Annotated in this window: 9 protein-coding genes; 2 read left to right on the top strand and 7 right to left on the bottom strand. The window is 65.6% G+C overall.

The window, feature by feature from the left end; all coding sequences use genetic code 11:
* From EG885_RS19710 to EG885_RS19680, 7 genes are all read right to left on the bottom strand, one after another.
* Positions 1-549 (bottom strand): NAD(P)/FAD-dependent oxidoreductase (locus EG885_RS19710; RefSeq protein ID WP_131578052.1); only part of this gene is annotated, 549 nt, incomplete at its 3' end.
* Positions 550-593: 44 nt separating this feature from the next.
* Complete coding sequence (locus EG885_RS19705; protein WP_131578050.1) at positions 594-1,478, bottom strand: ABC transporter permease; 885 nt, start codon at positions 1,476-1,478, stop codon at positions 594-596.
* A 16-nt stretch (positions 1,479-1,494) separates the two neighbouring features.
* A complete protein-coding gene (locus EG885_RS19700; protein WP_131578048.1) occupies positions 1,495-2,445 on the bottom strand; it encodes an ABC transporter permease in 951 nt (316 codons plus the stop codon).
* Positions 2,446-2,521: 76 nt separating this feature from the next.
* Positions 2,522-4,183, bottom strand: coding sequence for a peptide ABC transporter substrate-binding protein (locus tag EG885_RS19695; protein ID WP_131578046.1), 1,662 nt, complete (start codon positions 4,181-4,183; stop codon positions 2,522-2,524).
* Between the two features lie 103 nt (positions 4,184-4,286).
* Positions 4,287-5,618 (bottom strand): NAD(P)/FAD-dependent oxidoreductase, encoded by a 1,332-nt coding sequence (locus EG885_RS19690; protein ID WP_131578044.1) that lies wholly within the window; start codon positions 5,616-5,618, stop codon positions 4,287-4,289.
* 51 nt (positions 5,619-5,669) lie between these two features.
* A complete protein-coding gene (locus EG885_RS19685; protein WP_131578042.1) occupies positions 5,670-6,161 on the bottom strand; it encodes a MarR family winged helix-turn-helix transcriptional regulator in 492 nt (163 codons plus the stop codon).
* Between the two features lie 226 nt (positions 6,162-6,387).
* Positions 6,388-8,013: an ABC transporter ATP-binding protein gene (locus tag EG885_RS19680; RefSeq protein ID WP_131578040.1), complete on the bottom strand. Its 1,626-nt coding sequence runs from the start codon at positions 8,011-8,013 to the stop codon at positions 6,388-6,390.
* A gap of 317 nt (positions 8,014-8,330) precedes the next feature.
* On the opposite strand from EG885_RS19680, the gene EG885_RS19675 reads away from it, so the two are divergent.
* Together EG885_RS19675 and glmM are read left to right on the top strand one after the other, a co-directional pair.
* A complete protein-coding gene (locus EG885_RS19675; protein ID WP_131578038.1) occupies positions 8,331-12,326 on the top strand; it encodes a hypothetical protein in 3,996 nt (1,331 codons plus the stop codon).
* 40 nt (positions 12,327-12,366) lie between these two features.
* On the top strand, positions 12,367-13,725 hold a 1,359-nt coding region (gene glmM / locus EG885_RS19670), incomplete at its 3' end, for a phosphoglucosamine mutase (protein WP_131578036.1).

Below are 13,725 nucleotides of genomic sequence, written 5' to 3'. Positions count from 1 at the left end.
ATCCTGATGGATCGTCCCGCCCCGCGCCTGCACGCCGCGCGCAATGGCGGGGGCGGCCATCTGCGGTTCGGCCCGCCCGTCATGAGGGTTGTAGAGCGCGCCGCGAATATCCAGCGACAAGCCCGGAAAGCGGGCCAACGTTTCATCGCGCGTCAGCAGCTGGGCGGGGATCTGCCAGTCCTGCAAGCGGTCCTGCCAGTCGCGTTCCTCGGCCAGGGCGGCGTCGGTGGCGGCGGCAAAGGTGACGCCGCATTGGCGATACCCCGTCTCGCCGCCGATGCGGGCGTTCAGGCCCTTCCACAGGCGCACGGAATCGACCATCAGCGCCATCTCGCGCGGGTCGCGATGGGTCAGGCGCACCCAGCCCCAGTTGCGACTGGATTGTTCGCCCGCGACATGGCCCTTTTCGAACAGGGCGACCCGCAGGCCCCGGTCCGCCAGCTCGAACGCGGCCGAGGTGCCGACGATGCCGCCGCCGATCACCACCACATCGACAAGGCTGGGCAGGGTCGCGTCGCTGGTCACCGGATCGGGCCTTGGGCCGGACATGGGGATCTCCTTTCAGGGTCGGTGGGGGATAAGGACGGGCCGCCTCAGCGGCCCTGCGCGCGGCTGTCAAAGGCGTCGCGCAGCCCGTCGCCGATAAAGTTGAACCCCGTCACCGCGATCGTGATGGCCAGCCCCGGCACGATCGCCAGCCACGGCGCCGAGGCCAGATATTGCTGGGCACCATTCAGCATATTGCCCCAGCTGGGCAGCGGCGGCTGGATGCCATAGCCCAGAAAGCTGATATAAGCCTCCAGCAGGATCGCGCGGGCCACGGTCAGCGAGGCCGCGACGATGATCGGCCCCATCGCATTGGGCAGCAGTTCGCGGAACATGATCCAGCGTTGCGACAGGCCCAGCATCTGGGCGGCCTGCACGAAATCCTGATTGCGCAGGGATTTCACCTCGGCCTCGACGATGCGGGCGACCTCCATCCAGCTGGTGGCGGCGATGATGACCGCGATCATCACCGGGCCGGGTTGCAGGAAGGCGGCCAGCGCCAGCAGCAGAAAGACCGAAGGGAAGGACAGAAACCCGTCCACCACCCGCATCAGCACCGCACTGATCGTGCCGCCGTAAAATCCCGAGACGGTGCCCACCACCGTGCCGATCGTGGTGGCGATCACCATCACCGCAAAGCCGATGGCCATCGACACCTGCCCGGCCTGAAACAGCCGCGCCGCGATGTCGCGGCCCAAAGGGTCGGTGCCAAAGAGATGCCCGCCGGTGCCGGGCGGCGCGAAGCGGGCGCGCAGGTCGATGAACAGATGATCATAGGCCAGCAGATGCGGCCCGATGAAACAGGCGGCCGTCAGGCCCAGCACCATGAGCAGCCCGATCACGGCCAGCTTGTGGCCCAGAAAGCGGCGCAGGGCACGCGACCGGATCAGGGGGCGGCGGGCGGCGGTGGAGGGCAAGGCGGGGGTCGTCATGTCATGGTCCCTTTCATCAGGCCAGCCGGATGCGCGGGTCGATCAGCGCGACACACAGATCGGCGGCCAGATTGCCCACCAGCACCAGCAGCGCCGAGGTCATGAGCAGCCCCATCACCACCGGATAATCGGAATATCCAAGGCTATCGAGAAACAGCCGGCCCATGCCGGGCCAGGTAAAGACCGTCTCGGTCACCAGCGCGCCGCCCAGCAGGACCGGCAGTTCCAGGCCCGCCAGCGTGATCATCGGGACCAGCGCGTTGCCGACGATATGCTTGAACAGCACCCGCCGCCGGGTCAGCCCCTTGGCCCGCGCGGTGCGCACGAAATCCTGATTGACCACGTTCAGCGTCGCGGTACGCATATACCGGCTCCAGACCGCGATATCGACCAGCGCCAGAACCGAGGCCGGCAGGATCAGGTGGCGCAGGTAATCCAGCAGCGACCGGTCGCCCACCGAATACATGTTCCCCGCCGGCAGCCAGCCAAGGTTCAGCGAAAACACATAGATCGCGATCAGCCCGAACCAGAAGGTCGGGATCGACAGCGCCACCATCGACAGGACCGTCATCGAATAATCGAACACCGATCCGCGCCGGATCGCGCTGGCGATGCCGATGGCGCTGCCGATGCTGACCGCCAGCACCGTGGCCGTGCCCATCAGCAGCAGCGTCGCGGGCAGATGCCGGGCGATGACCGACAGAACCGGCTGACCATCGCGATAGGACGTGCCCCAATCGCCCATCAGCAGATGCGACAGCCAGTCCAGATATTGCACGATCAGGGGCCGGTTCAGACCCATCTGTTCCGCGATCCGGTCGATCTGGGCCTGCGTCATGCCGGGGCTGAGCGCGAATTGCGACAAGGGCCCGCCGGGCGCCAGCGTCAGCACCGCAAATCCGATAAAGGAAACGATCAGCAGCAGCACAAGGCTTTGGCCTAGCCGGGGCAGAAGATAGCGCGTCATGCGGGCGCCCTTTCCGTGTCAAAGGCAAATGTCGGAACAGGGCGCGGCAGGCGGGGGCGCCCGCCACGCCCCCCCTTCAGGCGCGCGACCAGTCGCGCACGTTCCAGGTGTCGATGCGGTTGTTCACATTGGGCGCGGGGCCGGTCACATCGGCCTTGCGCCCGGTGATCACCGCATATTGGAACATCGGCAGGAAGGGCAGATCCTCGCGCATGACGGCCTGCATCTCGCGATAGATCTCGCGCCGCTCTTCGGGGACAAAGGTCGCGGCACCCTGTTGCAGCAATTCGTCCACGCGCGGGTTCTGATACGCAAAGGTGTTCTGCCCCGCGCCGCCCCGCGCGGGCGACATGGTGGACATGAAATAATCCGAACTGTCCGGATCGGCCCCCGCCAGCACGTTCAGCCCCACGACCACGCTGTCGAATTCCGAATTCATCCAGTAATCGCCCCACATCACCGCAGGCGGCAGGTTCGAGATCTGCATGTCCACGCCGATTTCCATGAAGGTCTGCTGAATGAACTGCTGGGCCTGTTCGCGCAGATGATTGCCCGCCGTGGTCGAGTTGGTAAAGGACAGCCGCACCCCGTCCTTTTCGCGGATGCCCCCGGCGCCGCGTTCCCAGCCCGCCTCGTCCAGCAGCGCATTCGCCTTGTCGATGCTGAATTCATGCGCGGGCAGGTCGGGGTTATAGTAGTAGGATTGCTGCGGCATATAGGTCTCGGTGGGGGTCGGCACGCCGTAATACAGCGCATCGATGATCGAGGTCTTGTCCAGCGCGTGATACAGCGCCTGCCGCACGACCAAGTCCTGAAACTGCGGGCGCATCATGTTCAGGGCCAGAGATTCAAAGGTCGATTTGCCCGCCACCTCGACGGTGCGGTCGGCAAGCCCCTCGGCCTCGGTGAAATTGTCGGGGGTGATGTATTGCAGGCCGATCACGTCGATATCGCCGGATTTGAACTGCGTGTACATCACGTTCAGATCGGGGACATATTTGATGATCAGGGTCTGCAGATGCGGGCCGTCCATGTGGTAATCGGCATTGGCAGTCATCTCGATATGATCGCCCGCCAGACGGCGGGTGAACTTGAACGGCCCGGTGCCGATGGGGGCGTTGTTGAAGGGTGCGCTGTTCTTGTCGTCCACACCGTCGAAGGCATGGGCGGGGATGATATAGGTCGAGGCCAGGATCGCCGCCATCGGCGCGAAAGGCTCGGTCATCTCCCATGTCAGCTCGGTGTCCGACACCACGGTGATGTTTGTCATCAGACGGTAACCGGTGGTGCGGAAGGACCGGAAATCGGGGTCCATCGGCAGTTCGAGCGAGAATTTGACGTCATTGGCGGTCAAGGGCGTGCCATCATGCCATGTCACCCCCTCTTTCAGGCGCAGACGCCAGCGCAGCCCGTCTTCGGAAATGTCGCCATTGGCGACGGTCGGCACCTCGGCCACAAGAATGGGGAAGAATTCGCCGTCGGGGTCGAAATCGAACAGCGGATCGAAGATGGCGTAATAGACGCCCTCGTCCACCTCGATATGCGGCATCAAGGGGTTGAAGACGGTCGGTTCCTGCGAAAAGGACAGCACCACCTGACCGCTGGCATCGGCATTGGCGGCGAATGCCCGGTCGCGCCCGATCGCCACCGGCCCCATCAGGGCCGCACCCGCGGCCCCCATCAGCATCAAGGCCTGACGGCGCGAGGGGTGGGTGAAGGTCGTCTTGTCGGTCTTCATCTCAGTCTCCCTGAAAGGATGGCAAGCCTGTGATTGTCGGGCCGTGCGCGCTTGCCGGGGTCGCGCAGCCTTTGGACGGCGGCCCGTGACGGGCCGTCGCCGGTCAGAAACCGCTGATGATCTGGATCTTTGATCCATCCGAGAAACGGTTGAAACGGAACGGCGCCGGATCGACGACGGGCTTGGCGCCGGTGATCAGATCGGCCATCAGCATGCCCGCCGCAGGCCCGATGCCAAAGCCATGACCGGAAAAGCCGGTGGCGATGTGAAAGCCGGGGATCGCGTCCACGCCCGAGATGACCGGGATCGCATCGGGCGTCACGTCGATGGCGCCCGCCCAACGCTGCGCGATCCTGGCCTTGTCGAAGACCGGAAAGGCCCGGCGCAGCGCGGCCAGCGCCTTGTCCTGCAGGGCAAAGGCCGGTTTGGGGTCCAGCACCCGGCAATATTCGAACGGGCTGGCCTGATCCAGAGACCAGTGGTTGGGGATGCGCGCCTCGTCCAGGAACGGGCCGCCAAGGCGCAGCATCAGCGATTTGCGTTCCGCCCGCAGCGCGGGCAGGAAATCGCGCATGAACCTGAAACTGTCCGGCACGATATCGACCACATTGCGAAACCCGTCGGCGATCGTATAGCCGCCATCCTGCCGCTTGCGGACCGAGAAACGCTCGGACCAGATCGCGGCTTCGGGGCCACCCTCCAGCGGTTCGGTGCGGATGACCGAGTTCTTGACCTTCAGCTGCGGCAGCCGCAGGCCGGAATGGCGCGCGAACAATCCCGACCACGCGCCTCCCGCCAGCACCACCTGATCGCAGGCGATGGCGCCCCGTTCGGTCACCACACCCGAGACGCGGCCCGCCGCCGTCTCGATCCCCCGCACGGCGCATTCGGTCAGGATATGGGCGCCCCATTCGCGCGCCGCCTCGGCAATGGCGGGGGCAGCCTTTTGCGGCTCGGCCCGGCCATCGACGCTGGTGAACAGCGCGCCCTTGGCATCCATCCGGTGGCCGGGAAACTGATCGGCGACCTCGCGGCGCGACAGCATGCGGCTGTCGATCTGGTAATCCTTCAGGTTTTCCAGCCAGCGTTCGTGCTGGGTCACGGCGGCATCCGTGTCGCAGACAAAGGCGATGCCGCTTTGGCGATAGCCCAGATCATGGCCCGTGCGCCCGGCCATGCCCGACCACAGGCGCAAGGCCTCGGCCATCAGGGGCACCTCGCGCGGGTCGCGCCGGGTGATGCGCACCCATCCCCAGTTGCGGCTGGACTGTTCATGTCCGATGCCGCCCTTTTCGCACAGCGCGACCGTCAGGCCGCGTTCGACCAGTTCCAGCGCGGTGGAACAGCCGATGATCCCGCCGCCGATGACGACGACATCGACCTTTTTGGGCAATTCGATATCCCCGTGGACGGGAACGACAAAGGGGCCGGGCATGTCAGTCAGTCTCCTTTATCGGGGCACGGAACAGGGCCGGGCGGGTCGCAGTCAGTCCCATTTCTTCCTCATGTTCAGATAGGCGCGCTTCAGCATCCGCATGAACTGATCGCGATCGGCCTCGGGGATAAAGTCAAAGAACTCGGCCTCTTGCGCGCGGACGATGTCGCGGATCTCATCGGCCAGCCGGTGACCGGTGGGGGTGATGAACAGCGCCTGCGCGCGCAGATCGTCGGGCGCCGTCTCGCGTCGCACGGCGCCTGCCTGCACCAGACGGTCGACGATGCGGCCCGTGGCGGGGCGGTCGCGCATCAGCACATCAGCGATCTGCGAGGGGCGGATGCCCGGATAGTCATCGACCAGCAGCAGCGCAGTGATCCGCCCCTTGCCCTGCGCAATGGACAGATGCGCCATCCGCCGGTCCAGATCGGCCGAGACGACGCTGTCCAGCGACCGGATGTACCAGCTGAACGCGCCTTCCAGCACGTCGATCTGCAACCCGCCGATGATGATTTCGGGATCGTCTTCGCTGTCGTCGGCCATCCTGCCCCCGCTGCGCTTGTCATGGTTCGATGTAACGGCAGCGTGAGGGGCTGTGGCAAGCATAAAGTTGTCATTCACAATCAATAAAGATGCACATCACAACGACGCCCCCGATTTCGGCAAGGCGCCGCCGCCATCCTTGCGATTGGGCAGAATGCGGACGGGGGCGGCCCCCCGGACCGCCCCCGCCCTGTTCCCGCATTCAGGCTTTCAGGCTTTCAGGCTTTCAGGCCGCCTTGCGCCCCGGGATCGCCGCCACCAGCGCGCGGGTGTAATCATGGCGCGGGCTGCGGAAGATCTGCGAGGGCGGGCCGTATTCCACCATTCTGCCCCGGTGCATGACCATGATCTCGTCGCTGATCTGGCTGGCCACGCGCAGGTCATGGGTGATGAACACCATCGCCAGCCGGCGCTCGCGCCGGATCCGGTCCAGCAGTTCCAGAATCTGCGCCTGAATGGACACATCCAGTGCCGAGACGGCCTCATCCGCCACGATCACCTCGGGGTCGAACATCAGCGCCCGGGCAATGCCGACCCGCTGGCGCTGCCCGCCCGAAAATTCATGCGGAAAGCGGTCATAGGCCTCGGCGTTCAGTCCGACCTGTTCCAGCGTGTCGCAGGCGCGCTTGCGGGCATCGGCGCGGCTGCACAGGCGATGCGCGATGGGACCGACCGTCAGCGCCTGCCCAACGGTGAACCGCGGGTTCAGCGAGGCATAGGGATCCTGAAAGATCATCTGGATGCGCGGGCGCAGGGGGCGGAAATCGGCATCGCTCAGTGTCAGGATATCCTCGCCCTGAAAGCGGATCGTGCCGCGTTCCGCCGGGATCAGCTTCATCAGCACCTTGCCCATCGAGGATTTGCCCGACCCGGATTCGCCCACGATGCCCAAAGTCTCGCCCTTGTGCAGATCGAAGCTGATGTCATCGACGGCCCGCACCTCGCGCATGCGGCCCAGAAAGCCCGAGGTGGTGCGATAGGTCTTGCACAGATTGGCGACCTGCAACACGACATGGCGACCGATGTCGCGCTGGCGATCCTCGTCGCGCATCCGGGGCACGGCGGCGATCAGCTTTTTGGTATAGGGATGGCGCGGGTCGGTCAGCACCTGCGCGGCGCTGCCCTGTTCGACGGCGCGACCCTGTTCCATCACGATCACCCGGTCGGCGATCTCGGCCACGACGCCGAAATCATGGGTGATGAACATGACGCTCATCCCCTTGCGGCGCTGAACCTTGCGGATCAGGTCCAGAATCTGCGCCTGCGTGGTCACGTCCAGCGCGGTGGTGGGTTCGTCCGCGATCAGGATGTCGGGGTCCAGCGCCAGCGCGATGGCGATCATCACCCGCTGACGCTGGCCGCCCGACAGGCGAAAGGGATATTGATGCTGGATCAGGTCGGGATCGGGCAGACCCACCTCGGTCAGCATCTCGACCACGCGGTCGGTTCGGCTGGCGGGCGAGCCCACGCCATGCGCGTCCAGCACCTCGCGGATCTGGTCGCCGATGGTCATCAGCGGGTTCAGCGCCGACAGCGGATCCTGAAAGATGATCGAGACCGCCCTGCCCCGCAGCTTGCGCAATTCCGCCTCGGGCAGGGCCAGCAGGTCACGCCCGAAATAGTCGATCCGCCCCCCGCGCACCGTCATCACATCGGGCAACAGCCCCATGACGGTATTCGCGGTCACGGATTTGCCCGACCCGGATTCGCCGATGATGCACAGGATCTCGGCGGGCATCAGGTCGAAGGACAGATCCTCGACCGCAAAGGTCCGGTCATGCCCGACAGGCAGTGCGACGGAAAGATTGCGCACCGAGAGGACCGGCACGGGGCCGGTGTCATGGTCATCCATCTGATGTCTCGTCGTTTGTTCTTGTTATACGACATCAAGGAAAGCGGCTGTCGGCGTCTGGCGCAACCGTGTTCTGCGCCTGCGCCGCGCCGCTGCCGGGCGATTGGGCAGATCGGCGGGGCGGCATGCCACGGGACTAAGCCCCGATGCGCCTTATCCTTTGGACGCTAGCCGCTTCGTCATCCCCTCACCCGAGGGTGACTAGCCGTCGCATGCGTTGATCCCGCCCCCGGCGATGCACGACATTGGGCCACCGAAGGGCCGCCCCCGGACAGGGCCGGCACCGGCGGTTTCACCACGCAGCAGGAGGGCGCCCCATGCCGACCATCGACGGATCGATGCAGGATTGGTCGCCCAACGCGCGGCTGGACAGCGCCCTGACCGGCACGCCGGGCTATGGCCTGTGGGGCATCGCCGATCCCCAATACATCACCGTCGCGATGACCGCCACGGATGTGGCCATCGGCGCGAATTCGACCGTCTGGCTGGATACCGATCTGGACCGCTCCACCGGCCATCTGATCTGGGGATGGGCAGGCGGCGCCGAATACCATGTCGAAATCTCGGCGGACGGCACAGCGCGGCTTTACTCCGGCGGCCCGCAACAGACCCTGATCGCGGATCTGGAGGCCGCGCGCAGTGCCGATGGGCGAGTGATGGAATTCCGCATCGACCGCGCGATGATCGGCGCCCCGCCGGGCCCGGTCCGGGTCTTTGCCGATGTGAACGACACGGCCTTTCTGCCCGCCAGCTATGCCACCGGCAATCTGCAGATCGCCGCACCCGTCGCGGTCGTGTCGGGCGGCAAGACGCTGGACGGCAATCTGGCCGAATGGGCCGGATCGACGCGGCTGGACACGCCCGCCACGGGAACCGCAGGCTATGCCCTGCACGGCGATCTGCAGGGCGGCACCTACAGCTTTGCCATCGCCACCGACGGGCTGCAGATCGGCGCGAACACGACCCTCTGGCTGGACACCGACCGCAACGGCGCCACCGGCTATCAGGTCTGGGGCTGGGCCGTGGGGGCCGAATACAACATCAATATCGATGCCGAGGGTCAGGCGCGCCTGTATTCCGGGGCGGCGGGGCAGACCTTTGTCGCCAATCTGGATTTCGCGATGAACGCCCAGGGAACCGCGTTCGAGATCGCCGTCGATCAGGCGCTGCTGGGCGATGCGGCCTCGCTGCGGGTCTTTGCGGATGTGAATGACGCGGTCTTCATCCCCAACAGTTATGCCACGGCGGAATTCGTCGTGGGCACGCTGCCACCGGTGACGGTCGGCACGATCACGCTGGACGGCGCCTTGGGCGATTGGGGGTCCGAGGGGCTGCTGGTGTCGCAATCGGGCGCCCAGATGCGGGGTCAGCTGATCGGCGATCAGTACGTGCTGGCGATCGGCACGGACGGCATGGCCATCGGCACCAACACCACGATCTGGCTGGATACCGATCTGAACAGCACCACCGGTCATCAGATCTGGGGCTGGGCGGGGGGTGCGGAATACAATATCAACATCACCGCCGACGGGCAGGCGCGCCTGTATGGCGGGGCGGCGGGGCAGACCTTCATCGCCGATCTGGATTTCGCCTTCAACGCCGACCGCACCGGGTTCGAGGTGGCGCTGGACCGGTCGCTGCTGGCCGGCGATCCGGGGCAGATCCGCGTTCTGGCCGATGTGAACGACGCGGTGTTCCTGCCCGGCGATTATGGCAGCGCCAATCTGGTCGTGGGCACGCCGCCTGTCACCGAACCGGTGGATTCTGCGGAAAGCCGCATCGCGATCGTCTATTCCGCGACGACGGCGGCGAATTTCTATGACCTGACCGCCTATGGTCAGCTGTTCATGTCGGCGCAAAATCAGGCGATGCAGGCGGGCGTGCCCTTCGATCTGCTGACCGAGGCGGATCTGTTGAACCCCGCAGTGCTGGCCCGCTATGACGCGATCGTCTTTCCGGGCATGTCGCATGTTCAGGCAGGTCAGGCGAATGCCATCGCGGCCTCGCTGACCACCGCCGTGCAGGATTACGGCGTCGGCCTGATCGCTGCGGGCAATTTCCTGACGAACGACCAGACCGGCGCGGCCTTGCCCGGCAATTCCTATGCGCGGATGAACGCCCTGCTGGGCGTCACGCTGGAAGGGTTCGGCCAGACGCAGGGCATCAGCCTGCGCGCCACCGGGGCGGACAGTTCCGTTCTGGACGGATATGGCGTGGGGCAGGTCGTGGGGAATTACGGCAATGTGTCCTATCTGAATTTCATGGACACGACCGGAACCGGGCAGGTGCTGTTCGAACAGGTCGTCACCGGCGGCGTGCATGATGCGGTGATCGCCACCCAGACCGGCGGGCGCAACGTCCATTTCGCGACCGACGCGATCATCGGCAACAACAACATTCTGGGTCAGGCCATCGATTGGGTGCTGCAGGACAATGCCCCCGACGTGTCGCTGCTGATGACGCGCAACACGTCGCTGTTCTATGCGCGCAACGACATGGATCAGTCGCAGGAGGTGTTCGACGTCAGCGTCCAGAACCCCGGCATCTATGACGCCATGCTGCCCATCATTCAGGATTGGTACGCCGATTACGGCTTTGTCGGATCCTATTACATCAACGTGGGCGCCTATGCGCCAGATCAGCAGACGAACTGGGCGGTCTCGAAGCCCTATTACGACCGCATTCTGGCCCTGGAAAGCGAGATCGGATCGCATTCCTATACCCATCCGCATGACACCAACCTGCTGTTTCCCGATCAGATCACCCAAGGCCTGCTGGAGGCCCGGATTCTGGCCTATAGCGATATCGTCGAACATGGGGTGGTCTGCTGGTGCCCCTATTGCACCCGCGAGGATACCAGCGAGGCGGTGCTGCAGGCCCTGTCGCAGATGGATGCCGATGACATCAACGCCGTTCTGGCCGACACGCTGGCGCGCACCGATCCGCGCAACCCCAACGCCATCAACCCCACCCAGTTGACCGAGGTCGAACGCGCGGTGCTGGAGGCCTCCTATCGCTTTCAGTTCGAATATTCGAAACTGGTGATCGAACGCGAACTGGGCATCACCGTCACCGGCGCTGCCGTTCCCGGCGCGCCCGAACGGCTGGATGCCACGCGCGAGATGATCGAGTATTTCGACTATCTCAGCGGCGGCTATTCGGGGACCGGCGCGGGCTATCCCGGGGCCTTCGGCTATCTGACCCCGGACGAGACCGAGCGCGTCTATATGGCGCCCAACATGTCGTTCGATTTCTCGCTGATCGGGTGGAACAACATGACCCCCGAACAGGCCGAGGCCGCCTGGCTGGTCGAATTCGCCACCCTGACCGCGAATGCCACGACCCCGATCCTGGCCTTTCCCTGGCATGATTACGGGCCGACGAACTGGCTGAACGATCCCGATCAGGTCTATTCGCGCCAGATGTTCGAAACGCTGATCGCGACCGCCGCCGCCAGCGGCACGGAATTCGTGACCGGCGATGATCTGGCCCGCCGCATCGACAGTTTCGCCGACAGCACCCTGACCGTCACGCGCAGCGGCAATGTCGTCAGCGCCACCGTCGGATCGACCGATGCCGGGCATTTCGCGCTGGATCTGGGATCCGAGGGGCGCATCGCTTCGGTCGCGAACTGGTACGCCTATGACGAGGATCAGGTGTTTCTGCCCCGTGCGGGCGGCAGCTTCGATGTGACGATGGGGCCGCAGATAGCCGATGTCACCCATATCAGTGCCCTGCCGATGCGGGGCGAGCTGATCAGTGTGACCGGCGACGGATCCGATCTGCGCTTCAGCTTTATCGGGCGGGGAGAGGTCGAGGTCGATCTGCGCACGCAGGGCGGCGCCCCGGTGCGCATCACCGGCGCCAATGGCGCGACCATCACCGAACCCGGTACCGTCGCGCTGCAGTTCAACGCGGTCGCCCAGCATTCGGCCTTTGTCGATTTCCTGAACCCCGGCGCACGTCTGAACGGCGGCGTGGGCAGCGAGATCCTGCTGGGCGGCAGCCGGGCGGACCGGTTTGATCCGCGCGGCGGCAATGACGTCATGGCGGGCGGCGGCGGGGCCGACCTGTTCCTGTTCCGCCGGGGTGGGGCCTTTGACACCATTCTGGATTTCACCACCGGAATCGACCGCGTTCAGCTGTGGGATTTCGGCTTTGCCAGCGCCGCAGCGGCCCGCAACGCCTTTGTCGATACCGATGCCGGGCTGGAATTCACCTATGGCGCGCGGGACCGGCTGTTGCTGGCGGGTCTGGACGCCGACGACCTGACCGCAGCCGACATCATCATCGATCCCTTCATTCTGGTCTGACCCCCTGACCCGGGGCGTCTTCAGCAAGAGATTTCACATCATGACCAACAGATTGTTCGGAACCGACGGGGTGCGCGGGCGCGCCAATGCCTGGCCCATCCTGCCCGAGGTGGTGATGCGGCTTGGCCGGTCCGCCGGGCGCCATCTGGTCCGCGCGGGCGGCGCGCGCACCGTGGTGATCGGCAAGGACACGCGGCTGTCGGGCTATATGGTCGAAAGTGCGCTGGTGTCGGGGTTCACCTCGGCGGGGATGAACGTGGTCCTGACCGGCCCGCTGCCCACCCCCGCCATCGGCATGCTGACCCGGTCGCTGCGCGCCGATCTGGGGGTGATGATCTCGGCCTCGCACAATCCGCATTGGGATAACGGGATCAAGTTCTTTGGCGCCGACGGCTATAAGCTGTCGGATGCCGACGAGGCCGCGATCGAGGCCGGGATGGACCATGACGGCGATCTGGCCCCGCCCGCCGAGATCGGCCACACCCGCCGCATCAACGGCGCGGGCGAACGCTATGTCGAGTTTGCCAAGCGCGCCTTTCCGCGCGGGCTGCGGCTGGACGGGCTGCGCGTGGTCGTCGATGCGGCGCATGGCGCAGCCCACCGGGTCGGCCCCGACCTGATCTGGGAACTGGGCGCCGAGGTGATCCGCGTCGGCACCGAACCCGACGGCATCAACATCAATGCGGGCTGCGGATCGACCGCGCCGCAGGCCTGCATCGATGCGGTGCTGGCGCATGGCGCCGATCTGGGCATCGCGCTGGACGGCGATGCCGACCGGGTGCATCTGATCGATGAAAAGGGCCGGCTGATCGATGGCGATCAGCTGATGTGCGTCATCGCCGAACGCGCCCATGCGCGAGGCAGGCTGGCGCAGAACACGCTGGTCGCCACGGTCATGTCGAATATCGGGCTGGAACGCCATCTGTCCGCCCGTGGCATCGCGCTGGTGCGCACCGGGGTGGGCGATCGCTATGTCGTCGAACGGATGCGCCAGCTGGGCTGCAATCTGGGCGGTGAACAGTCGGGCCATATCATCCTGTCCGATTTCAGCACCACCGGCGACGGTCTGGTCGCGGCCCTGCAGGCGCTGGCCGCGATCCGCGAAGCCGACCGCCCCGCATCCGAGGTTCTGTCGCGCTTTCAGCCGGTGCCGCAGCTGCTGCGCAACGTGGCGGTGGCGCGCGGCGCCACGCCGCTGGCCGATCCGGTGGTGGCGGCGCTGATCGCGCAGATGAACGCGCGGCTCGGCGCCTCGGGGCGGCTTCTGGTGCGGCCCTCGGGGACCGAACCGCTGGTGCGCATCATGGCCGAGGGCGACGATCCCGACCTGCTGTCCCAGATTGCGGACCGGATCGCCGGGGCACTGCAGGAGACGGATGGCCCCCGATCGGCCCCCCAG

It is taken from the genome of Paracoccus nototheniae (assembly GCF_004335005.1).
In the GTDB taxonomy this organism is placed as follows: domain Bacteria; phylum Pseudomonadota; class Alphaproteobacteria; order Rhodobacterales; family Rhodobacteraceae; genus Paracoccus; species Paracoccus nototheniae.
This window is presented reverse-complemented; position numbering and strand designations above follow the sequence as displayed.

Bases quoted from the DNA above. Each gene is read 5' to 3' on its own strand.
- EG885_RS19700 (WP_131578048.1), bottom strand. From the start codon at position 2,445: ATGACGCGCTATCTTCTGCCCCGGCTAGGCCAAAGCCTTGTGCTGCTG.
- EG885_RS19680 (WP_131578040.1), bottom strand. From the start codon at position 8,013: ATGGATGACCATGACACCGGCCCCGTGCCGGTCCTCTCGGTGCGCAAT.
- EG885_RS19675 (WP_131578038.1), top strand. From the start codon at position 8,331: ATGCCGACCATCGACGGATCGATGCAGGATTGGTCGCCCAACGCGCGG.
- EG885_RS19690 (WP_131578044.1), bottom strand. From the start codon at position 5,618: ATGCCCGGCCCCTTTGTCGTTCCCGTCCACGGGGATATCGAATTGCCC.
- EG885_RS19705 (WP_131578050.1), bottom strand. From the start codon at position 1,478: ATGACGACCCCCGCCTTGCCCTCCACCGCCGCCCGCCGCCCCCTGATC.
- EG885_RS19685 (WP_131578042.1), bottom strand. From the start codon at position 6,161: ATGGCCGACGACAGCGAAGACGATCCCGAAATCATCATCGGCGGGTTG.
- EG885_RS19695 (WP_131578046.1), bottom strand. From the start codon at position 4,183: ATGAAGACCGACAAGACGACCTTCACCCACCCCTCGCGCCGTCAGGCC.